Below are 22923 nucleotides of genomic sequence, written 5' to 3' on the forward strand. Positions count from 1 at the left end.
AGGCCAAGAACGACAAAACCCCGGCGCGATGGCCGGGGTTTCGGGATGTTGACAGGCAAGGTGGGCAAACTGCCCAACCTACGGGAGTTGCGACTTCGCCAAATTCCGCAGCACGTAGTGCAGGACGCCGCCATGTTCGATATATTCGATCTCGATCGCGGTATCGATCCGGCATTTCAGCAGGATGTTCTTCACCGTACCGTCCGCCATGGTAATGGCGCAGGGCACTTCCTGAAGCGGCTGGATGGTGTCCAGACCCGAGATCGCCACCGTTTCCTCGCCGGTCAGGCCGAGCGATTTGCGGGTGTCGCCGCCGGTGAACTCGAAGGGGATCACGCCCATGCCGACGAGGTTCGAGCGGTGGATACGCTCAAAGCTTTCGGCGATCACGGCCTTGACGCCCAGAAGCGCGGTGCCCTTGGCAGCCCAGTCACGGGACGACCCCGCGCCGTACTGTTCACCCCCGAAGATCACCAGAGGCGTGCCTGCCTCCTGATAGGCCATCGAGGCGTCGAAGATCGAGGTCTGCTGACCATCGGGGCCCTTGGTGTAGCCGCCCTCGACCCCGTCCAGCATCTCGTTCTTGATGCGGATATTCGCGAAGGTGCCACGCATCATGACCTCGTGGTTGCCGCGGCGCGAGCCGTAGGAGTTGAACTCGCGCACCGGAACCTGACGCTCGATCAGATACTGACCGGCGGGGGTGGTGTCCTTGAAGGAACCTGCCGGGCTGATGTGGTCGGTGGTGATCATGTCGCCCAGAAGGGCCAGAACCTTGGCGCCCTCGATATTCGAGATGGTGCCCGGGTCCTTGGACATGCCCTGGAAATAGGGCGGGTTCTGGATATAGGTCGAGGAGGCGGGCCAGTCATAGGTCTCGGCCTCGGTGACTTCCACGCCCTGCCACTTCTCATCGCCCTTGAAGACGTCGGCATATTTCTCCTGGAACGCCTCGCGGGTGACGGTCTGGGCGACCAGATCGGCAACCTCCCGCGTGGTTGGCCAGATGTCCTTCAGGTAGACATCCTTGCCCTCGGGGGTCTGAGCGATCGGGTCGGTCGCCAGGTTGATATCCATGGTGCCGGCCAGCGCGTAGGCCACGACGAGCGGCGGCGAGGCCAGGTAGTTGGCGCGCACGTCGGGGCTGATGCGGCCCTCGAAGTTGCGGTTGCCCGACAGGACAGAGGTGGCCACCAGATCGCCCTCGGCAATCGCCTTGGACAGTTCCGGCTGGATCGGGCCGGAGTTGCCGATACAGGTGGTGCAGCCATAACCCACGAGGTTGAAGCCGATCTTGTCCAGATCCTCCTGCAGGCCAGCGGCCTCCAGATAGGCGGATACGACCTGCGAGCCCGGCGCCAGAGAGGTTTTCACCCAGGGCTTGCGGTCGAGGCCAAGGGCCGCCGCCTTGCGGGCCACCAGACCCGCGCCGATCATCACATAGGGGTTCGAGGTGTTGGTGCAGGAGGTGATCGACGCGATCACGACCTTGCCCGATTCCATCGTGTAGTCTTCGCCCTCGACGGGCACCTCCTTGCCCATGGGGCGCTTGAAGGTCTCGGCCATTTCCTTGGCGAAGGCGGCTTTCGCGTCGGTCAGGGCCACATAGTCCTGCGGGCGCTTGGGGCCGGAAATGGCGGGCACGATGGAGCCCATGTCGAGATGCAGCGTGTCGGTATAGACCGGCGCGTAATCGGCGCCGCGCCAGAAGCCATTTTCCTTGGCATAGGCCTCGACCAGCGCGATCCGGTCCTCGTCACGGCCGGTGGTGCGCAGGTAGCGCAGCGTTTCGTCGTCGATCGGGAAGAAGCCACAGGTGGCGCCGTATTCAGGCGCCATGTTGGCGATGGTCGCGCGGTCGGCCAGCGGCAGGTGATCAAGACCCGCGCCATAGAATTCGACGAACTTGCCGACAACGCCCTTGGCGCGCAGCATTTCGACGACTTTCAGCACCAGGTCGGTGCCGGTGGTGCCTTCGACCATCTCGCCGGTCAGCTCGAAGCCGATGACTTCGGGGATCAGCATGGAAATCGGCTGCCCCAGCATCGCGGCCTCGGCCTCGATCCCGCCAACGCCCCAGCCCAGAACGGCGGCGCCGTTGACCATGGTGGTGTGGCTGTCGGTGCCAACGAGCGTATCCGGGTAGGCGACGGTCTCGCCGTTCTGGTCCACATCGGTCCAGACGGTCTGGGCCAGATATTCCAGGTTCACCTGATGGCAGATGCCGGTGCCCGGCGGCACAACGCGGAAGTTGTTGAAGGCGTTCTGACCCCATTTGAGGAAGGTGTAACGCTCCATGTTCCGCTCATATTCGCGGTCCACATTCATCTGGAAGGCGCGCGGATTGCCGAAATAGTCGATCATGACCGAGTGGTCGATGACCAGATCGACGGGGGCCAGCGGGTTGATCTTCTGCGGGTCGCCGCCAAGCGCCTTGATGCCGTCGCGCATCGCGGCCAGGTCGACCACGGCGGGAACGCCGGTGAAGTCCTGCATCAGAACGCGGGCCGGGCGATAGGCCAGTTCCCGGTCGCCCTTGCCGCCATTGTCGGCCCAATCGGAGAACGCCTTGATGTCATCCACCGAGACGGTCTTGCCGTCCTCGTAGCGGAGCATGTTTTCCAGCACCACCTTCAGCGCGGCGGGCAGTTTGGAGAATGTGCCAAGCCCGGCGGCCTCGGCGGCGGGGATGGAGTAATAGGCAATGGACTGATCGCCGACCGTAAGCGTTTTGCGGGTCTTTGCGGTGTCCTGACCGACAGTGATGGGCATGGAGAGCCTCCCTCGTTCCAGACGATGTGGGTACGTGCTGGCCCGGGCTATGCCAGCATAACAGGAGTCGTTCAAGGGGGGTGCGGCGATTTTGTATGCCGTTGCATACCTAAAAAGGCGCTTTTTCCACTCCCCCTGCCCCATGCGCCGATTTGGACCTGTCGCGGCGCTTCCCCACCGGTCCGGTTTCGGCTAGGGCTGAGGGCATGAGTCTGAGCGTCCATTCCCTGTCCTGCGCCCGCGGCGGCATTCAGGTGCTGACCGGTGTCGACTTCACGGTTGCGCCGGGTGAGGCCCTGATCCTGCGCGGCCCGAACGGCGCGGGCAAGACGACGCTTTTGCGCACCCTGGCCGGGCTGACCCCGCCACTGGAGGGCCGCATCGACGCGCCCGACGATGCCATTGCCTATGCGGGCCATTCCGACGGGTTGAAGGCGCAATTGTCGGTGGCTGAAAACCTGCGCTTCTGGGCCGGGGTGTTCGCGGCCACCGGCATCGACGCGGCGGTGGACGCCTTCGATCTGGGCGAGCTGCTGGACCGGCGCGCGGGGAACCTTTCAGCAGGGCAAAAACGCCGCCTCTCGCTGGCGCGGCTGCTGGTCACCGGGCGGCCCGTCTGGTGCCTCGATGAGCCGACCGTATCGCTCGATGTGGACAACGTCGCCCGCTTTGCCCGTGCGGTCGAAACCCATCTGTCAAACGGCGGCAGCGCCATCATCGCCACTCATATCGACCTCGGCCTGCCAACCGCTCGCAGTCTCGACATCAGCCCCTTCACCCGGCGCAACCAGCCGGTGACGGCGGATGAGGTCGACCCCTTCCTGTCGGAGGGCGCGTTGTGATCGGACTTCTTATACGAGATCTTCGGCTTGCGATCCGTGCAGGCGGCGGGTTCGGGCTTGGCCTTGCGTTCTTCCTCATTGTCATCGTCCTGATGCCCTTCGGCATTGGCCCCGAAACCGGCATGATCACCCGCATCGCCCCCGGCATCCTGTGGATCGGCGCGCTGCTGGCCTGCCTTCTGTCGCTCGACAGGATCTTCGCGCTCGACTGGGAGGACGGGTCGCTAGAACTCCTTGCCACCTCGCCCCTGCCGCTGGAGGCGGTCGCGGGCATCAAGGCGCTGGCCCACTGGATCACCACCGGTCTGCCGCTTGTCGCTGCCGCGCCGGTGCTGGCCGTGCTGCTGAATCTGCCGCCAGAAGGCTTTCCCTGGCTCATCGCCTCGCTTGCGCTCGGCACCCCGGCCCTGTCGGCCATCGGCACCTTTGGCGCGGCGCTGACCGTGGGGCTGAAACGCGGCGGACTTCTTCTATCCCTTCTTGTATTGCCGCTTTACGTGCCGACCCTGCTGTTCGGGGCCGAAGCCGCCCGCCGGGGAGCCGAGGGCATGGACGCCGCCACACCCCTTGCTTTGCTGGCCGGAATCACCTTTTTGGCCGCCGCCGCCATGCCCTTTGCCGCTGCGGCCGCCCTCCGCGTCAATCTGCGCTAGGGGCGCGGCAACCGAACCCATTGTTAGCGCAATGATCGCACCGTAAGTTCCGCCCCATGTCGATCTGGGAATATGCAAATCCACGCAAGTTCATGGCCACCTCGGGCGCGCTGCTGCCCTGGGTGTCTGTCATTGCGGCCATTCTGGTCGTGGGTGGCCTGATCTGGGGCTTCTTCTTCACCCCCGACGATTTCCGCCAGGGATCGACCGTCAAGATCATCTATATCCATGTGCCCGCCGCGATCATGGGGTCAAGCGCGTGGTTCATGATGCTGGTGACCTCGCTGATCTGGCTCATTCGCCGCCATCATGTCAGTGCGCTTGCCGCGAAGGCCGCCGCGCCCGTGGGCATGGTGTTCACCCTCATCGGGTTGATCACCGGGGCGATCTGGGGCCAGCCGATGTGGGGCACCTGGTGGGAATGGGACCCGCGCCTGACCGCGTTCCTGATCCTCTTCCTCTTCTATCTGGGCTACATGGCCCTGTGGGAAGCGGTGGAAAACCCGGATGCGGCCGCCGACCTGACCAGCGTGCTGTGCCTCGTGGGCACGGTCTTCGCCGTGATCTCCCGCTATGCGCTGCTCTTTTGGAACCAGGGGCTGCACCAGGGCGCGTCGCTGTCCATGGATGCGGAGGAAAACGTGGCCGATGTCTTCGCCTATCCGCTCTGGACCTGCATCATCGGCTTCGTGTTCCTTTTCGTGGCGCTTGTGCTCTACCGCACCAGAACCGAGATCCGCGCCCGCCGCCTGCGCGCACTCATTCAGCGCGAAAGGATGGCCTGATGCCTGATCTTGGTCGCTACGCCACCGAAATCCTCTCCGCCTATGCCGGCACGTTGGTGCTGCTGGCGCTGCTGATTGCCGCCTCGGTCTGGAAGGCCCGCAAGGTCCTGCGCCAGCTGCGCGAGGCCGAAAACCGCAGGGATAGCTCCGCATGAAATTCAACTGGCTCATGGTGCTGCCGCTGGTCCTGACCCTCGGCTTCTTCGGGGTGGCCGCAACGCAGCTGATGAATAATCAGGACGATCAGCGGCAAGGCGTCGACACGGATTCGCTACCCTCCACGCGTGAGGGCAACCCGGCCCCGCCGCTGGACCTTGGCCCGCTGGCCCAGTTCGAGGGACTGTCGGACGCGGATCTGCGCGGCAATGGGCTGATTATCCTGAACTTCTGGGCCAGCTGGTGCCCCCCCTGCCGGGCCGAACACCCGACGCTGACGGCGCTGGCCGAGGCGGGCAACCCGCTTTTCGGCATCAACTACCGCGATCAGCCGTCTCAGGCGCTTTCGTTCCTTTCCGATCTGGGCAACCCCTATGACCGGATCGGCGCCGACCCCGAGGCCCGCAATGGCCGCGATTGGGGCGTTGTAGCGATGCCCGAGACCTTCTTCATCAACGACGAGGGCATCGTGGTCCTGCATTTCCGCGGCCCGATCGTACAGCGCAGCCTGCGCAACCAGGTGATTCCGGCACTGGCCGAAGCGGGGTACGAGTTGGCGCTGCCAGAGGAATAGGGCGGGGAAGGCGTTTCGAAACGCCTTTCTGAAGGGCTTTCCAAAGCCCTTGGGCCGCGCGGAGCGAGAGGGTGCGAATTACGTCCTGTTTTGCGGCAGGATCGAGAACGTCCAATCCGCGACTTCACCGCCTGTCATGACATTTGTTCTTCACATCACCGGAGTGGTTGTTCGCCCTTTGACCTTCGCCTATTGATTGCGGGAATTCTGCTTTTGGGAGGTTTCCACCATGTCAGACGGCCCCAGCTACGGCTTCGATACACTTCAGATCCACGCAGGCGCCCGGCCCGATCCGGCCACCGGTGCGCGGCAGACGCCGATCTACCAGACCACCGCCTATGTCTTCCGCGATGCGGAACATGCCGCAGCGCTCTTCAACCTTCAGGAAGTGGGCTACATCTATTCCCGCCTGACAAACCCCACTGTCGCGGTTCTGCAGGAACGTATCGCGACGCTGGAGGGCGGCGTTGGCGCGGTGTGCTGTTCCTCTGGCCACGCGGCGCAGATCATGGCGCTCTTTCCGCTGATGCAACCCGGTTGCAACGTGGTGGCCTCGACCCGGCTTTACGGCGGCACCGTCACCCAGTTCAGCCAGACCATCAAGCGCTTCGGCTGGTCCGCGAAATTCGTCGATTTCGACGATCTGGACGCGGTGCGCGATGCGATTGACGACAACACCCGCGCGGTCTTTGGTGAATCCATCGCCAACCCCGGCGGCTACATCACCGATATCCGCGCCATTGCCGATATCACCGATGCCGCCGGCGTGCCGCTGATCATCGACAACACTTCGGCCACGCCGTACCTGTGCAACCCGATCTCGCTCGGGGCCACTCTGGTGGTGCATTCGACCACCAAATACCTGACCGGCAACGGCACCGTCACCGGCGGGGCCATCGTCGATTCCGGCCAGTTCGACTGGTCCGCCTCCGACAAGTTCCCGTCGCTGTCACAGCCCGAGCCCGCCTATCACGGTCTGAAATTCGCCGAGACGTTCGGGCCCCTGGCCTTCACCTTCCATTCCATTGCCATCGGGTTGCGAGATCTGGGGATGACCATGAACCCGCAGGCGGCGCATTACACGCTGATGGGGATCGAAACCCTGTCGCTGCGCATGGAACGCCACGTGGAAAACGCCATGACCGTCGCCACCTGGCTGGAGAACGATCCTCGCGTCGACTACGTGACCTATGCGGGTCTGGCCTCCTCGCCCTATTCGGCGCGCATTCCGGCGGTCTGCCCCAAGGGCGCGGGCGCGCTGTTCACCTTCGCCGTAAAGGGCGGCTACGAGGCCTGCGTGAAGCTGGTCGACAGCCTGGAGATCTTCAGCCATGTCGCCAATCTGGGCGATACAAGGTCGCTGATCATCCATTCGGCCTCGACCACGCACCGGCAGTTGACGCCGGAACAGCAGGAAGCCGCCGGGGCTGCGCCCAATGTGGTGCGCGTGTCGATCGGCATCGAGAATGCCGAGGATCTGATTGCCGATCTGGATCAGGCCCTGACCAGGGCCACCGCCTGAGCGGAGAGGGTGGAGGGGGCTCTGCCCCCGTCGCCTTGCGGCGACTCCCCCGAGGGACTTGAGCCAAGATGAAAGAGAGGGCGCGCGCGTTAAGGTTAACGGCGCGCCCTTTCCCTTTCGGAAACCGGTGCAACGGGCGGGGTGCGGCCTGTCCAAAAAGCCAGAAATTTCAGATTTTCGGGGCAGGAAGGCTTATCTGTTAACTTTCCTTTGATCTTATGCGTGAACAGCTTAGGATGAATTCCGCCCACCCGCCCATGGCGCGCGGGCATCGGGTTTTGCTTGCGCACGTTCTGCGATACAGAGCGAGGGTTAGGCAGGGGGCCCGGTAAATTGTGCGGCCCCGATCTTCAGAGGACCTGAATGGCACCAAATTTCGCGCTGTTCCTTTCGCCCGAGGGCATTGCCCTGGCGCATCGTCAGCCCGGAGGCCACTGGGCCGTTCTGGGCGATACCGCTTTGGATGTACCCGATCTGGGGGCGTCCCTTCTGGTCTTGCGCAAACTGGCCGAGCAGCGGGCAGGCAAGGAGTTCGAAACACTTCTGATCCTGCCCGATGATCAGATTCTCTATACCTCGCTGACCGCCCCCGGCCCGGATGAAGAGGACCGGCTGGACCAGATCCGCGCCGGGCTTGACGGGCTGACGCCCTACCCGGTCGACGATCTCGTTTTCGACTGGTTCCCGCTGGAGGATGGCCGCGTCAAGCTGGCCGTCGTGGCGCGGGAAACACTGGAAGAGGCCCGTGAATTCGCGACCGGTCACGGATTCGCGCCTGCGGGCTTCGGCGCGCGGCCGCTGGACAACCGCTATCGCGGCGTGGCACATTTCGACCGGACGATTGACTGGACCGCCGATATCGCCGATATCGAGTTCGGTCATGATACATGGCACAAACCCCGGAAGGCTGCGGACGCGTCGGACGAGCCCGCGGAAACGGAGGCTTCGCCGGAACCGGGTTCGGAAGCTCCCGCCTCGGCAGACCCCCAGGACGACGAGATCAGTGCGTCCGACGCGGCAGCAGCCCCTGTTGCGCCCGACGCGGACGCCACGCCCGATATCCCGGCGCCCGATGAAGAGCATCCCGAGGGTGCGGACACCCCCGCAGATCCGAATGAAGACCTGCGAACGGCCAGATCAGAGCAGCCCGAGACACCCGATATTTCCGGGTCTCTTGCTGAACCGGCGCAGCCCACGCCGCTGGAACTGGAAAGCGAGGCCGCCGCGGAAGAGGAAACCGCACCTGCCAGCGCCCCGCCCGGAGATGATGAGGCCTCCGAAAGCGACCCGACCCCTGACGCGGTCGCATCCTCTGAGGCGGAACCGCTGCAGATGCCAGCCGGGTTCGGATCGCGGCGCAAACATGCGGAGCCGGAGGCGGCGGGCAGTCTGGTTCGGACCCGCAAGTCGCGCTTTGGCCCCGGGGCGGAGACGGCCACCGATGCGGCCACCGCCAAGGAACCCGCCCTGCCAAGAGAGCGCAAGGACGAAGCCGACGACAAGACGGAACCGGTGTTCGGCCGGGCCGCGCGCAAGGCAGGCAAAAAGACGGAGGCCCCGACGCCCGGCGCTGAGGGCAATGCGAAACAGGCCCCGGCACGCCCCCCCCGCGCGGGACCGGAGCCGCAATTGCCGCCTCTGGCGCGCCTCAAGTCGCAGATTGCCTCCCGCGCCCCCGATGACCCGCCTGCCCCCGGCCACAATCCCTTTGCCGGGCCGCCGCCGAGCCTGCGCGGCGACAAGACCTCGCTGAAGGACCGGATGGCCGGGATCGGCCGCCAGCTGACCGAAGGCACGGGGAAGGCGCGGGATGCGGCCTCGGGCCTGACCGGTCGCCTGTCCGGCGGACGCTCGTCGATTGGCAACCGGCTCCGCGCGCTTGGCAAGGGCGAGACGGAAGAGGCTGCACCGCTTGCGCCCGTGGCGGACAAGGCGGCAGCAGCACCGACGCCGCAGGCCAAGCCCGACACCACGACTGATCTGGCGCCCCCCGCAGCGGATCCGAAACCCCGCAAGGGTCTGGGCAAGCTTGGCCGAAAGAAGAAACCGGACCCCGCCGCCGCGGCGCAAACCATGGCCGCGACCGACACGATTGCGCCGCCGCCGCCCGAAGACACGCCGCGACGCCGCTTTTCGCCGCCCAAACGCAATCGGAATGCCCCGAAGATCGCCGATGCCGATGCCCCGATCATGGGCGGCCTGCTGGCGCGTGGATCGGTGGCCACAGGCCGCAACGGGCCGTCGGTCAAGACCGGGCTGATCCTGACGCTGATCCTGCTGGCGGTTCTGGGGCTGGTGGGGATCTGGGCCGCCTTCTACCTGCCGGAAACCGCGCTTGGCCGCTGGATGGGCATGGGCAGCGAAGATGAAATCATCATCGCCGATACCGAACCCGAGGTCCTGGACACACCTCTGCTGGCCACGCCCTCGCCCTCTGCCGAAGACGCGCCTGAGGTCATGGCAAGCCTGACGCCAGAGGACGCCCCTGCCCCGCCGGTCATCGCTCCAGTCGCGCCAGAGCTGTTGCCCGATATTGATGCCGAAGACCTCGATCTTGGCCCGGCGCCCGTCGCCTCTCCGGTGATCGACCCCGAAACCGTGCTGCCCTCGGAAGAGGAGAACGCCAATTTCTATGCCCGCACCGGCATCTGGCAACGCCCTCCGGTCATCACCCTGCCCGATCCTGAACCCGTGCTGGAAGAGCTGATCTTCGCGGGTCTGGATCCGGCGGTGGCCGCCCACGACGCCTATGCGCTGCCGGTGCCCGATTTCCGGCCCTCGCGCGACATGCCCACGGCCCCCGCCGATTCCGGGCTGTCCGGGCCGCTTCTGGCGCTTGACCGCGATACCATGGTGGCCCCGACGCCCGAAGGGGCCATGACCCCCTATGGCATTCTCGTCTATGCGGGCAGCCCCCCTGTCAGCGCCGTGCCGCGCCCCCGTGATGCGCCGGAAGTTCTGGCCGCCGCCGCCGCGGAATCGGTGGCCGCGCTGGAGGACACAGCCGAGCCCGACCCAGAGGACACGGACACCATCCCGCCCGGTGCGGTCGATACCGCATTGCTGGAGGCGTTCCGCCCCGAAGCCCGCCCCGATGACCTTCAGGAACAGCGTGAACGTGCGGTTCTTGGCGGCATCACCTTCGACGAGCTTGCCTCCATCCGGCCAGAGAGCCGTCCCCTGTCGCTTCAGGAAGAAGCCGCTGCTGCGGCCGAAGAAGCGGCAGCGGACGCCTCTCCCGGCGATCTGGCCTCGGCCAGCGAGCTTGCGGTTGCCGTGTCATACCTGCCCAATCAGCGGCCCGCCAATATCGACACTCTGGTCGAACAGGCGCGCGCGGCTGGCAATAGCGGCCCGGCCCCGCCGGTGGCCGCCAGTGCCTCGGACACGATCGAGCCTGACATTCCCAGTTCAGCCTCGGTCACCCGCGCGGCGGCAGAGGATGGCAGCATCAACCTGCGCAATCTCAACCTCATCGGTGTCAGCGGCTCCTCCGGGTCACGCCGGGCGCTGGTGCGCCTGCCCTCCGGTCGTTTCGTGACCGTGGAAGTGGGGGACAGGCTGGATGGCGGTCAGGTCGCCGCGATTGGCGAAAGCTCTTTGCAATATGTGAAGCGCGGGCGCACCATCACGCTAGAAGTGCCTGCGGGCTGATCCGCCGAGGGGTTACAGCAGCACCACCGCCGCCAGCCCCAGAAACGCGAAGAACCCCACCACATCGGTGACGGTCGTCACGAAGGCGCCAGAGGCCAGCGCCGGGTCGATCTCCAGCTTGTCGAGCGCCACCGGGATCAGGATGCCCGCCAGCCCCGCGATCACCAGATTGATCACCATGGCGACCGCGATGATACCGCCCAGTGCCGCCGATCCGAACCAGAACAGCCCCACGGCCCCCATGACCACGGCAAAGATCACCCCGTTGATCAGGCCCACCCCGGCCTCTCTCATCACCACGCGCATCAGGTTCGACCCGGTCAGGTCGCGTGTTGCGATGGCGCGCACGGCGACGGTCAGGCTTTGCGTGCCCGCATTACCCCCCATCGAGGCCACGATGGGCATCAGCACCGCCAGCGCCACGAATTGCGCAATCGTATCCTCGAACTGCGCAATGACCAGCGACGCGAAGATCGCCGTGATCAGGTTCACAAAGAGCCAGGGGAAGCGCTGACGGGTCGTTTCAAACACGCGGTCGGACAGGCTGCCCTCACCGACACCGGCCAGGCGCAGGATATCCTCCTCGGCCTCGTCTTCCAACACGATCATGGCATCATCAATGGTGATGACACCGACCAGCCGCCCGTCATCATCGACCACCGGCGCGGAAATCAGGTGATACTGGTTGAACGCATAGGCCACATCGGCCTCCGGCTGACTGACCGGGATCAGTACGAACGTGTCCTCGACAATGTCGCGAAGCGCCACCTTGCGCTGTGTCGACAGAAGCCGCCCGAGCGTCACATTGCCCACGGGTTTCATGCGCGGATCGACCAGGATCAGGTGGTAAAACTGTTCCGGCAGTTCCGTCGTTTCGGCGCGCAGGAAGTCGATGGCCTCGCCCACGGTCCAGAATTCCGGCACCCGCACGACCTCGCGCTGCATCAGGCGGCCTGCGGAATATTCCGGATAGGTCAGCGCCTCTTCGACGGCGGCCCGGTCTGCGTCGTCCAGAGCGCCAAGGATCGCCGCCTGCTGGTCCGCGTCTTCGACGTCTTCCAGCAGGTCGACGACATCGTCGCTTTCCATGTCCCGGACGGCCTCGGCCAGCACGGCGTCCGGCAGAAGGTCGATCACATCCTCGCGGATGCCTTCATCCAGTTCCGACAGGACCTCGCCGTCGATCCCCTCGCTCCAGAACAGAAGCAGCGAGGCCCGTTCCGCATGCGACATCTGTTCCAGCAGGTCGGCGATGTCGGCAGGGTGCAGCGGGTCGAACAGCGCGGCGATACGGTCGGGATCCTGAGCCTCTATCGCATCCAGAACATCATCATAGAGGGAGGCATCCAACGCATAGGCGTCTTCCGACAGGTCCGACTTCTGGAATTCGTCTTTCGCCATTCGCCCCCGCCTTGAAAGTCTTTAACGCTTTTTCGGATAACATACCCCTGCACCCTTGGATATGACAGGGACCGGGCCGGGAAAAGGACAGATTATGAAAGACACACTCCTTCTTGGGCAGCTTCTGCGGTTTGACGCCGATCCTTTCGTGACTGGAATCGGGGCCGCCCGCCATGACAGCCACGGCGCGGTGCTGATCCGCGAGGGCAAGATCGCCGATGTGGGTCAAGCCGATACCCTGCGCGCCGCCCATCCCGGTGCAGAGGTGGTTGATCATGGCAAAGGGCTGATCCTGCCCGGTTTCGTCGATGCCCATGCCCATTACCCGCAGACGGCGATGATCGCCTCCTGGGGCAAGCGGCTGATCGACTGGCTGAACACCTATACCTTCCCCGAGGAAATGCGCTTTGCAGATCCCGCCTATGCGGCCGAGATCGCATCGCGCTATTTCGACCTGACCCTGTCCAATGGCACCACGACGGTCGCCAGCTACTGCACCATCCACCCCGAAAGCGTCGACGCTTATTTCGAGGAAGCGCAGCGGCGCGGGTTGCGGGCACTGGCGGGCAAGACCTGCATGGACCGCAACGCGCCCGAGGGGCTGCGCGACAGTGCGCAGGCGGCTTATGACGACAGCAAGGCCCTGCTGGAAAAATGGCACGGGGTGGACCGTTTGGGCTACATCATCACGCCGCGTTTCTCGCCTACGTCGACGCCCGGTCAGCTGACTGCGCTCGGGGCGCTGTGGGCCGAGCATCCCGATTGCCTGATGCAGACGCATCTGAGCGAGCAGACCGATGAGATCGAATGGGTCAAGGGGCTGTATCCAGACGCGCGCGACTACCTCGACACCTACGAGGCGCATGGGCTGCTTGGGGCGGGCGGGCTTTATGGCCACGCAATCCATCTGGAGCCGCGCGAGATCGACCGGCTGCGCGAGGTTGGCGCGGCGCTCATTCACTGCCCGACCTCGAATACCTTCATCGGCTCGGGACTGTTCGACATGGGGCTGGCCGGCGGGTCGATCCGGGTGGGTCTGGCGACCGATACCGGCGGCGGGTCCAGCTTTTCGATGCTGCGCACCATGGCCGCCGCCTATGAAATCGGCCAGTTGCGCGGACGTGCCCTGCATCCGGCTGAGTTGATCTGGCTGGCCACCGAAGGTTCCGCCCGTGCATTGCGGATCGACGACAAGGTCGGTCGCGTGGCCGTCGGGATGGAGGCCGATCTGGTGGTGCTGGACCTCGCCTCAACCCCCGCCATCGCGCAGCGGTCGGCCCGGGCGGAGACGATCTGGGAGGCGCTTTTTCCCACCATCATGATGGGAGATGATCGCGCGATTGCAGAGGTTCGGGTGGCGGGCCGCAAGGTCTGAGCGGCCCGTTTCAAAGGGTCCGGGCGTGGCCTAGCAGGGCCGTGCCAGCACCATCACCCAATGCTCCCCTGCCCGCGCAAAGCCGACCTGTTCGGCGCGCGGGTGCAGGATATTGGCACGGTGGCCGGAGGAAGCCATCCAATCGCCCATGACAGCCGCTTCACTGGTCTGACCCATGGCGATGTTTTCCGCTGACAGGCAAGCATTGTACCCCGCCATCTGCATCCGGGCGTGCACATTGGACCCGTTCGACCCACGATGCCCGAAGAACCCGCCCTGCATCTGGTCCTGTGCATGGGTCATGGCCACGCGATCCAGCTGCTGCGAGCGGCTGACAGGGGGAAGCCCGGCAGAGCTGCGCTGTTGGTTCAACATGGCGACAACCCCCCCGTGGGAGCCAAGCGGCGCACTGACCGGAACCGCCCGCGTCGCGGAAGGTGCGGTGGTGCCGCCCATGCAGCCCGCTGTCATAAGGGCCGCCGCCAAAAGGGAGACAATCTGAAAACGCATGGTCACTATCCTGTTCCGCCCCCACGGCTATCACAGACTCACATCGCAAGGGCCAAGGCAAGCTTGCGCTGCTTTTCGATAAGAACAGGTAAATCCACGCTCAAAAGTGTTCCCTTTGAGACGATTTTGCGACCTTCCACGAAAAGGTCACGGGTTTTCATCGGCCCTGCCAGCAGGATCGCGGCCATGTCCCAACTGCCCGCGGCCTCGATGCCCGACATGTCCCAGATCGCGATATCGGCGCGTTTGCCGACGGCGATCTGCCCGCAATCGGGCCGCCCCAGCACCTCGGCCCCGCCCCGTGTGGCAATGCGCAGGGCTTCCCGCGCACTCATCGCGTCGGCCCCTTGCGAGACCCGCTGCAGCAGCATCGCCTGACGGGCCTCGGCCACCAGATTGCCCGAATCGTTCGAGGCCGAGCCATCGACTCCAAGCCCAACCTTGACACCCGCATCCCGCATCTTCCGCACCGGCGCGATGCCCGAGCCAAGGCGGCAGTTGGAGCATGGGCAATGGGCCACGCCTGTTCCGGTTTTCGCAAACAGATCAATCTCTTGCCCGTCAAGTTTCACGCAATGGGCATGCCAGACATCGTCACCCGTCCAGCCCAGATCCTCGGCATACTGACCGGGTCGGCAGCCGAATTTTTCCAGACTGTAAGCAATATCTTCATCATTTTCGGCCAGATGGGTGTGCAGCATCACCCCCTTGTCGCGGGCCAGCAACGCCGCATCCCGCATCAGCTCGCGACTGACGGAGAAAGGAGAACATGGCGCGATCCCGACCCGGCACATGGACCCTTCGGCCGGATCGTGGAAGGCGTCGACGACACGGATACAATCCTCCAGAATGGCGCTTTCGCGCTCCACCAGGCTGTCAGGGGGCAAGCCGCCATCGCTTTCCCCGATGCTCATCGCGCCTCGGGTCGGATGAAACCTCATGCCGATCTCGGCCGCAGCGGCGATGGTGTCATCCAGCCGCGCGCCATTGGGGTAGAGGTAAAGGTGGTCAGAGGACAGCGTGCAGCCCGACAGCGCCAGTTCCGCAAGACCTGTCTGGGCCGAGACGAACATCTCTTCCGGGCCAAACCGCGACCAGATCGGGTAGAGCGTCTGCAACCAGCCGAAGAGCAGCGCATCCTGCGCGGCGGGCACGGCGCGGGTCAGGCTTTGATAAAGGTGATGATGGGTATTCACCAGGCCAGGGGTGACAAGGCAGCCCTCCGCATGGTGGAGCTCTCCACCCTCCAGCCCATGGCCGATCTCGGCAATGACGCCGCCCCGAATGCGGATATCGACCCCGGCAAGCTCGGTTCCCGCGTCATCCATGGTCAGGATATGGGACGCGGATTTGATGATGATGTCTGTCATGTCAGCCCTCAAGGTTCCGAAGCCCGTTTCGGTGAGAGGATCAGGGCGGGCCGACAGAAGACGGGCAAAGGACTCGGGACACCGCGCGCGGCCAGACTAGGCCAGTCTCCTGCCGCGCCTCAAGTATCAGACAGGCTGAAGCAGTTTCAGGGCTGCGCCATGCAATCCCGCGCTTGAGGCTGCCAGAACCTGCCCGCCCTCATGCACCGGACCGCCCGTCCAATCGGTGACAATGCCACCCGCCGCCTCGATCACTGCAATCGGCGCGGAAATGTCATAGGCGTTCAGCCCCGCCTCGATCACCAGATCCACCTGCCCCGCCGCCAGCAGCGCGTAAGCGTAGCAATCCATGCCGTAGCGGGTGAGCCGCACCCTGTCGCGGACCCGCTCGAAGGCCAGCCTTTCGGCCTCGGTCCCGACCTCGGGGAAAGTCGTGAACAGGGTCGCCTGCGCCAGCGACCCGGAGGGATGCACGGCAAGCGGCATGACCCCATGGGGGCCGCTCACAGTCGCCCGCCCCAACCCGCCCTCGAAGCGTTCGCCGATATAGGGCTGGTCAACGATCCCGTAAAACGGCCCGTCCCGGTCCTGCAAGCCGATCAGAACGCCCCAGGTGGGCGTGCCGGAGATGAAACCACGGGTGCCGTCGATCGGGTCGAGCACCCAGGTCAGGCCGCTTTGCCCCTCGGTCACCCCGTGTTCTTCGCCAAGGATCGCATCCTCGGGCCGACGCTCCGCCAGCACCGCGCGCATGGCGGTTTCGGCGTCACGGTCAGCGATGGTGACGGGATCGAACCCGCCGGACAGCTTGTTGTCCGCCGCGAGGCCCGCCGCGCGGAAATGCGGCAGGGTGGCGTTGCGGGCGGCATCGGCCATGGCATGGGCCGTGGCCAGCAGCTCGGCGGCCAGCGCGGGGGAAATCGTGGAACGGGTCAGCATGGGCGGGCCTGTCTTGCGGAAAGCTCCCGACTCGGGTGGCACGAGGCACGCGCCCCGTCAAGCCAAGGCTCAGGCAGCGGCACCTGACAGCACGCGGGCCAGTTCGAACAGCTGGCGGCGCTGGTTTTCCGGAATCGCGTAATAGGACCGCACCAGTTCCTGCGCTTCCTTGTCGGCCAGCACGTCGCCGGGCAGGGCTGTGCCCGCCTCTACCCCGCCTTCGAGCCCCTCGAAGAAGAAGCTGACAGGCACCTCCAGCGCGGCGGCGATTTCCCACATGCGGGATGCGCTGACACGGTTCATGCCGGTCTCGTATTTCTGGATCTGCTGGAACTTGATGCCGACCCGCTCGGCCAGTTGCTGTTGCGTCATCCCCACCATCCAGCGGCGGTGGCGCACACGTTTGCCAACATGGATATCTACCGGGTGTTTCATGGCTGTCTCCTGTCGCAGCGGCTGGCGGGTCCTGCACTCTGGCAGGGTTCTGGATTTAGATAGGGTCGCACGTTCGGATGTCACGTCGCCCGATGTATTTGTCACTCACAATAAAATCCTTCGAGGCGGAATGCATTAGGACGCATTGTCCCGGTTGCATCGCGGCGCAGGGGCGCTAGCTTGCGTTGAATTTCCCGCAGGAGGACCCGGAATGCGCGCCTTTCGACTGACCAGTTTCGACACCGCCCCCACCGTGGAGGATATCGACAGGCCCATCCCAGGACAGGGTGAAGCCCTGGTGCGGATCGCGGCCTGCGGGCTCAATTTCGCGGATCTTTTGATGCTGAAAGGCAGCTATCAGGACACGCCGGAGCCGCCCTTCACCATGGGGATGGAAATCGCGGGCACGGTCGAGGCGCTCGGGCCTGACACGGATGGCCCCGCCCCCGGTACGCGCGTCGCGGTATTTGCAGGCCAGGGCGGGCTGGCCGAGGCGGGATGCTTTCCGGTCGACAGGATGACTCCTATTCCCAACTCGATGTCGTTCGAAGAAGCGGCAGGGTTCCTCGTGGCCTACGGCACCTCGCATCTAGCGCTCGGGCACCGGGCGCGGTTGCAGAAGGGTGAGCGGCTGCTGGTTCTAGGCGCGGCGGGCGGCGTCGGGCTGACGGCGGTGGAAATTGGCGCGCGGATGGGGGCGGAGGTGATCGCGTGTGCGCGCGGCGCCGCCAAGCTGGAAGTGGCAAAGGCCGCAGGCGCCACGCATCTGATCGACAGTGAAACCCAGGATATCCGCGCCGAGGTGAAGGCGCTTGGCGGGGCGGATGTGGTCTATGACGCCGTGGGGGGAGAGCAGTTCAAGGCGGCGCTGCGCGCGACCAATCCCGGCGGGCGGCTTATCCCCATCGGCTTTGCCAGCGGCGAGGTGCCCCAGATCCCGGCCAATATCCTTCTGGTGAAGAATCTCGACGTGATCGGGCTTTATTGGGGGGGCTACATGAGCTTTGCGCCAGAGATCCTGACCGCCAGCCTTGCAGAGCTCTTCGCCATGTTCGAGGCGGGCGGCCTGACGCCTCATATCGGCGCGACCTACAAACTGGATCAGGCCGCCAACGCCATGGCGCTGCTTAAGTCCCGCAAGTCCACGGGAAAGGTCGTCGTCACGCCCTGATCAGCGCAGCACATGCACGGCGCAGGGCGCGTGGCGCACGATCCGGGCCGAGGTGGAGCCAAGCAGGTAGTCGCCAATGCCGGGCTTGTGCGAGCCGACGATGATCAGGTCCGCGCCCTCTTTCGCGGCGTAATCCGTCACGTCGCGGCCCGAGTGGCCCTTGATGATCACCGAGGTGACATCCTCGGCATCGCCAATGCGTTCTGCAAGGCCGGCGCGCACCTTTTCCAGCGCCTGCCGGACCACGTCATCGGGCACATAGGCCCGGACAGACCCGTGCAGCGGTTCGAAAACATGCAGCGCGATGATCTCGCCGCCCTCGTCCTTCAAGGCGCGCGCGAGCTCCAGCGCCTTGGGTGCAAAGCCCTGATCAAGCGCCAGGGACACGATGATTTTCCTGTACATGGGTCGTCTCCTTCTTGTTTGGGTGCCTGCCCTAGAGGATGCAATCTGCAGCAAGGTCTGCGGCAATGTCGAGATAGGATAGCGCCACGTCGATCCCATGCGCCTGTGCGCGATACAGCTGGCTCAACCGCCGGTCGCCGGGCAGACGGGTTCCCGCTTCCGCCGCAACCCTTGTCAGCAAGTCCTGCAACCGGGTTGCAAAATCATCCTGCGGGGTTGCAGGTTTGATCGCCAGCAGGAACTGACCGACACCGGGCGGCGGGCCGTCCGCAGCAAAGAAAGACGAAGCCTCGGCGCTGAACCGGGCGCTTGTCATCACGGCGGACAGGATTTCCACCATCAGCGCCAATGCCGTGCCCTTGGCCCCGCCAATGGGCAGCATGGAGCCATTCAGCGCGGCCTCGGGGTCTGTGGTGGGCTGCCCGGATGCATCCAGCGCCCATCCTTCCGGGATCATCGCCCCGGTCTTTTTTGCATGCATCACCTTGCCGCGTGCCACTTGTGACAGGGACAGGTCGATCACCAACGGATCGGCGTTTTCACGGGGCACCGCGAAGGCAATCGGGTTGGTGCCATAGACCGGCATGGCCCCGCCCCATGGCGCAATCGCCTTGGGTGTATTGGCCATCATCAGCCCGATGAAGCCTGCCCGCGCGATGCGGTCCACCTGCACCGACAGCGCGCCCGCGTGGTGGGACCGGGTGACCGCCATGGAGGCCATGCCAAAATCCCGCGCGACCTCCAGCCCGCGATCGAGGGCAAGGTCGAGGGCCGGATAGGCAAAACCATGATCCGCGTCCACCGCCAGTTGCGTCGCCGACAGGTTCCAGCTGCGGGGCATGGCGCGTGGGTTGACCTTGCCCGACCGGATCTGCGCCGCGTAGTCCGCCAGCCGGGAAAACCCGTGCCCCACCTGCCCTTCCGCCTCTGCCGCGACAAGCGCCGTGGAAACGGACCGGGCCGCGTCCTCGGACAAGCCAGAGGCGCGGAACGCACGCAACAAAAGATCTGTCGCATCGGCAAGGCCAATGCGTCGGGTCTGGGTCATGGTCATATCCTGTTGCGCTTTCGGGCGGCAGGAGGATCTGCCGCCCGGAAACGAGTGCGTTTACGCGCTGCGGTAAAGCTTGGTCATCGAGAATTCCCGGTGTCCGAGCGCTTCTGCCGCCGTGTGGCGGCCATTGGCAGTCCTGCGGATCATCTCGATCAGCGCGTCGCCCGCCTCTTCGATGGTCTGATCCCGGCGCAGGATGCCCGACACGTCCAGATCCACATGCTCGCCCATGGTGCGCACGGTGCGCGGGTTGGCGGTGATCTTGATCACGGGAACGATCGGGTTGCCCACCACGTTGCCCTGCCCCGTGGGGAAGGTGTGGATCACCGCGCCACCGGCGGCCATCAGGGTCACGCATTCGGCAGCGGCCGAGGAGCTGTCCATGAAGTAGAGCCCCGCGCCCGAAGTCGGCTGCTCTGCCGGATCGAGAATGTCGATATATTGCGACGTGCGGCCGATCTTTTCGAGGTTGCCAAGCGCCTTTTCCTCGATGGTGGTCAGACCGCCCAGGATGTTGCCCTTGGTGGGCTGGCTGTCCGAAAGGTCATCGGTCTGGTGGGCGAAAATCACCTCGTCCTGATAGGCCTTCCACATCTTGTACCAGCGTTCGCCAACCTCTTCATTGATGGCGCGCTTCTGGCAGATGTGTTCCGCCCCGGTGATTTCGGAGGTTTCACCGAAGAAGCCGGTGATGCCTTCGGGCAGCAGCTTGTCATACATGTTGCCGACCGTCGGGCAGGACCCGAGACCGGTAGTGGTGTCGCTCTCGCCGCATTTGGTGGAAACCCAAAGCTCCGAGATCGAGCATTCCTCACGCTGCACTTCGGTGGCCTTGTGGACGAAGTCCTTGGCGGCCCAACTGGCGGCGCGGATGGTCTCGAAATCGCCCTTCTGTTCGATCGAGAATTCGGCCACTTCCTTGCCCGTGGTGCGGATGCCGTCGGCAATGCGCTTGGTCCATTCCGGCTCGATCCCGATCACCACGACCGAATGCACGTTCGGGTTGGCCCCGGTGCCGATCATGGTGCGGAAATGCGTCTCAAGATCTTCACCGAACTGAAGGCGGCCATAGGCGTGGGGCAGCGCCATGGTGCCCTTGACGTTGTTGGCCACCGCCTCGCAGGCGGCGTTCGAGATGTCGTCGACGGGCAGGATGATCACGTGGTTACGCACCCCCACACGGCCATTTTCGCGCCGGTATCCCATGAAGGTGATGTTGGAATATTTCGATGCCATGTTCTTGGCTCCTTACCAGCGCTTGGTTTTGCAGTTGTGGGTGTGCACATGCGCGCCCTTGGGGATGTCGGCGATGATCTTGCCGATGTCCTCGCCGTATTTGATAGCGGTGTCGCCTGCCTTGAGATCCTTGAGCGCGATCTTGTGCCCGATCGGCACATCGGCCCCGGCGGTCAGGGTGAAGGTGGAGTTGTCATGGGTCACGCAGCAGAACATCTCGGTGCCTGCGGTGAGCCCCTCGACCACGACCACGCCGACATTGTCTTCGTGATCATGCACCAGAAGATGCGGGATGTTTGACATTGGTCTTCTTTCCTCGTGTCAGGGTTTGAGAATGATTTTCGGGGCCGGGACGCTGCCGCCCCGGATATCGGCGAAGGCCTGCTGGCCCTCTGCCAGGTGGCGCGTTTCGGTCCAGTCGAGGGGGCCGAGCGCGCCAGAGAACATGGCTGCGCAAGTGTCGCGGAAATCCTGCGCGGTGTAGGTGTAGGTGCCGATGAAGGTGACCTCCTGCAAGGTCATCCGCCGGATATCGAGCCCGCCTTCGGAGGCGCCGAGGCCGATATGACCGATCACGCCGCCGGGGCGGGTGTGGGCCGAGGCCGTGGCGCGGGTGGCGGGGTAGCCCACCCCGTCGATCACCAGGTCGACCATGTGGCTTTCGGCCAGATCGTCGGGCGCGATCACGTCAAAGCCGCGTTTGTTCAGGTATTCGGCGCGGATCGGGTTGGGTTCGATCAGCTGCACCTGTGTGACGCCCTGTGCTTTCAGGCTGAGCGCGGCACCGACGCCGATGGGGCCGCCGCCGATGACAAGGGCCGTCAGGTCTTCGCGCGGCTCCTCGCGCAGAACGTCGAGCGAGAGGCGCACCGTGTGCCAGCCGCAGGCAATGGGTTCGGCCAGCGACGCCTGGTCCAGCGTCACGTGGTCGGGCACCGTCACGAGGTTGCCCTCAGGCATCGCCACAAGCTGCGCGAACGCGCCTTCACGCGGCGGCATGGAGATGATCTGGCGGCTGGCGCAAAGGTTCTCGCGCCCCGTGGTGCAGGGCTTGCAGGTGCCGCAGGTGACAAGCGGGTTGATCGTCACCCGCTCGCCATCGCGCGGCCCGTCAATGATAACGCCCGCCGCCTCATGACCGAGAATGAGCGGGGCGGGGCGGCGGTCGTCATGGCCAAGGAAGGCATGCATGTCGGACCCGCAGATGCCGACGCTGTCGACACGGATCAGAACCTCGCCCGCGCCAGCAACCGGGTCGGGGCAATCGGTGACCACGAGGGCCTCGGGGCCGGTATAGACAAGTGCTTTCATTTCGCCGTGAACCCTCCGTCCACCATCAGGATCTGCCCGGTCACGTAGGCCGAGGCGTCGGACGCCAGGAACAGGAGCGGCCCGTCAATGTCGCTGAGTTCCCCGTTGCGACCGATGCAGGTCTGCGCCGCGTTGCGGGCGGCACGCTCGGGGTCGCTGAACACGGCCCCCGTCAGCTCGGTCGGGAAGAACCCCGGCCCGATGGCGTTTGCGGTGATGCCATGGGGCGACCAGGCCTCGGCCATGGCGCGGGTCAGCTGCGCGATGCCGCCCTTGCTGGCGCCGTAGGCGATGCCGCCCGGGAACGCCCGCGTCGATTGCAGCGAGGCGAAGTTGACGATCCGGCCCCAGCCTTTGTCCTTCATCCCCGGCGCAAGCATCTGCGCGAGGAAGAAGGGCACCGACAGGTTCAACTCCAGCGTGACGTCCCACCCCTCTTCCGTCACCTCCTCAGCGGGCTGGCGGGTGTTGATCCCTGCCGCCGTCACGAGGATGTCAGGCGCGCCGAAAGGGGCGGAGAGACGCTCCGCCAGCCCCTCGCGCGCCGCGCGGTCGGCCAGATCACAGGCCACCACGGCGGCCCGCTTTCCGGTTTCCGCCTGCCAGTCGGCCAAGGCTTCGGCCCGGCGGGCAACACCCACGACCTCAGCCCCCGCCGCAGCCAGCACCGACGCCGCCCGACGCCCGAGGCCGGAACTGGCCCCGGTGACGCAGGCCACGCGGCCCGTGAGGTCGAAGAGGCCGGATGGGTTATCCAT

At 65.0% G+C, this 22923-nt stretch carries 21 protein-coding genes; 9 read left to right on the forward strand and 12 right to left on the reverse strand.

Features of this window, described 5'->3' with window-relative positions:
* Positions 1 to 78: 78 nt before the first annotated feature.
* The gene (gene acnA / locus EP237_RS10055; RefSeq protein ID WP_127560718.1) at positions 79 to 2772 is read right to left on the reverse strand and encodes an aconitate hydratase AcnA; all 2694 of its coding nucleotides are present in this window, start codon (positions 2770 to 2772) and stop codon (positions 79 to 81) included.
* 206 nt (positions 2773 to 2978) lie between these two features.
* Here acnA and ccmA point away from each other — a divergent pair, with 206 nt between their 5' ends.
* From ccmA to EP237_RS10090, 7 genes are all read left to right on the forward strand, one after another.
* Positions 2979 to 3614: a heme ABC exporter ATP-binding protein CcmA gene (gene ccmA, locus EP237_RS10060; RefSeq protein WP_127560720.1), complete on the forward strand. Its 636-nt coding sequence runs from the start codon at positions 2979 to 2981 to the stop codon at positions 3612 to 3614.
* A complete protein-coding gene (gene ccmB / locus EP237_RS10065; protein WP_127560722.1) occupies positions 3611 to 4267 on the forward strand; it encodes a heme exporter protein CcmB in 657 nt (218 codons plus the stop codon). Before ccmA ends, ccmB begins: the two co-directional genes overlap by 4 nt.
* Positions 4268 to 4323: 56 nt before the next feature.
* Positions 4324 to 5052 (forward strand): heme ABC transporter permease, encoded by a 729-nt coding sequence (locus tag EP237_RS10070; protein ID WP_071688350.1) that lies wholly within the window; start codon positions 4324 to 4326, stop codon positions 5050 to 5052.
* The gene (ccmD, locus tag EP237_RS10075; protein WP_338068162.1) at positions 5052 to 5207 is read left to right on the forward strand and encodes a heme exporter protein CcmD; all 156 of its coding nucleotides are present in this window, start codon (positions 5052 to 5054) and stop codon (positions 5205 to 5207) included. Before EP237_RS10070 ends, ccmD begins: the two co-directional genes overlap by 1 nt.
* Positions 5204 to 5782 carry a DsbE family thiol:disulfide interchange protein gene (locus EP237_RS10080; protein ID WP_127560724.1) on the forward strand — a complete coding sequence of 193 codons (579 nt, stop codon included), beginning with the start codon at positions 5204 to 5206 and terminating at the stop codon, positions 5780 to 5782. The genes ccmD and EP237_RS10080 overlap by 4 nt, the downstream gene beginning before the upstream one ends.
* 229 nt (positions 5783 to 6011) lie before the next feature.
* Entirely contained in the window at positions 6012 to 7304 is a 1293-nt protein-coding gene (locus tag EP237_RS10085) for an O-acetylhomoserine aminocarboxypropyltransferase/cysteine synthase family protein (RefSeq protein WP_127560726.1), read from the forward strand.
* Positions 7305 to 7667: 363 nt separating this feature from the next.
* Positions 7668 to 10958, forward strand: coding sequence for a hypothetical protein (locus tag EP237_RS10090; RefSeq protein WP_127560728.1), 3291 nt, complete (start codon positions 7668 to 7670; stop codon positions 10956 to 10958).
* A 12-nt stretch (positions 10959 to 10970) separates the two neighbouring features.
* Here EP237_RS10090 and mgtE read toward each other — a convergent pair whose 3' ends face one another.
* A complete protein-coding gene (gene mgtE, locus EP237_RS10095) occupies positions 10971 to 12359 on the reverse strand; it encodes a magnesium transporter (protein WP_127560730.1) in 1389 nt (462 codons plus the stop codon).
* Between the two features lie 94 nt (positions 12360 to 12453).
* On the opposite strand from mgtE, the gene guaD reads away from it, so the two are divergent.
* On the forward strand, positions 12454 to 13734 hold the full coding sequence (gene guaD / locus EP237_RS10100; RefSeq protein ID WP_127560732.1) for a guanine deaminase: 1281 nt from the start codon (positions 12454 to 12456) through the stop codon (positions 13732 to 13734).
* Positions 13735 to 13764: 30 nt separating this feature from the next.
* Here guaD and EP237_RS10105 read toward each other — a convergent pair whose 3' ends face one another.
* From EP237_RS10105 to EP237_RS10120, 4 genes are all read right to left on the reverse strand, one after another.
* Complete coding sequence (locus tag EP237_RS10105) at positions 13765 to 14244, reverse strand: CAP domain-containing protein (protein WP_127560734.1); 480 nt, start codon at positions 14242 to 14244, stop codon at positions 13765 to 13767.
* 38 nt (positions 14245 to 14282) lie between these two features.
* A complete protein-coding gene (locus EP237_RS10110; protein WP_127560736.1) occupies positions 14283 to 15614 on the reverse strand; it encodes an 8-oxoguanine deaminase in 1332 nt (443 codons plus the stop codon).
* Between the two features lie 126 nt (positions 15615 to 15740).
* Entirely contained in the window at positions 15741 to 16553 is an 813-nt protein-coding gene (locus tag EP237_RS10115) for an inositol monophosphatase family protein (protein WP_127560738.1), read from the reverse strand.
* 69 nt (positions 16554 to 16622) lie between these two features.
* Entirely contained in the window at positions 16623 to 16988 is a 366-nt protein-coding gene (locus EP237_RS10120) for a helix-turn-helix domain-containing protein (RefSeq protein WP_127560740.1), read from the reverse strand.
* 211 nt (positions 16989 to 17199) lie between these two features.
* On the opposite strand from EP237_RS10120, the gene EP237_RS10125 reads away from it, so the two are divergent.
* Positions 17200 to 18159, forward strand: coding sequence for an NADPH:quinone oxidoreductase family protein (locus tag EP237_RS10125; protein WP_127560742.1), 960 nt, complete (start codon positions 17200 to 17202; stop codon positions 18157 to 18159).
* On the opposite strand, the gene EP237_RS10130 is transcribed toward EP237_RS10125, so the two are convergent.
* The 6 genes from EP237_RS10130 to EP237_RS10155 are packed head-to-tail and all read right to left on the reverse strand — an operon-like array spanning position 18160 to position 22923.
* Positions 18160 to 18564, reverse strand: a complete 405-nt coding sequence (locus tag EP237_RS10130; RefSeq protein ID WP_127560744.1) for a universal stress protein — start codon at positions 18562 to 18564, stop codon at positions 18160 to 18162.
* Between the two features lie 31 nt (positions 18565 to 18595).
* Positions 18596 to 19612, reverse strand: coding sequence for an Ldh family oxidoreductase (locus tag EP237_RS10135; protein WP_240661598.1), 1017 nt, complete (start codon positions 19610 to 19612; stop codon positions 18596 to 18598).
* 60 nt (positions 19613 to 19672) lie between these two features.
* Positions 19673 to 20854 carry a UxaA family hydrolase gene (locus EP237_RS10140; protein WP_127560747.1) on the reverse strand — a complete coding sequence of 394 codons (1182 nt, stop codon included), beginning with the start codon at positions 20852 to 20854 and terminating at the stop codon, positions 19673 to 19675.
* 12 nt (positions 20855 to 20866) lie between these two features.
* The gene (locus EP237_RS10145; RefSeq protein ID WP_127560749.1) at positions 20867 to 21157 is read right to left on the reverse strand and encodes a UxaA family hydrolase; all 291 of its coding nucleotides are present in this window, start codon (positions 21155 to 21157) and stop codon (positions 20867 to 20869) included.
* A gap of 18 nt (positions 21158 to 21175) precedes the next feature.
* Positions 21176 to 22165, reverse strand: coding sequence for an alcohol dehydrogenase catalytic domain-containing protein (locus EP237_RS10150; RefSeq protein WP_127560751.1), 990 nt, complete (start codon positions 22163 to 22165; stop codon positions 21176 to 21178).
* Positions 22162 to 22923 carry an SDR family NAD(P)-dependent oxidoreductase gene (locus tag EP237_RS10155; RefSeq protein ID WP_127560753.1) on the reverse strand — a complete coding sequence of 254 codons (762 nt, stop codon included), beginning with the start codon at positions 22921 to 22923 and terminating at the stop codon, positions 22162 to 22164. Before EP237_RS10155 ends, EP237_RS10150 begins: the two co-directional genes overlap by 4 nt.

This window comes from Nioella ostreopsis, assembly GCF_004000255.1.
GTDB classification, from domain to species: domain Bacteria; phylum Pseudomonadota; class Alphaproteobacteria; order Rhodobacterales; family Rhodobacteraceae; genus Nioella; species Nioella ostreopsis.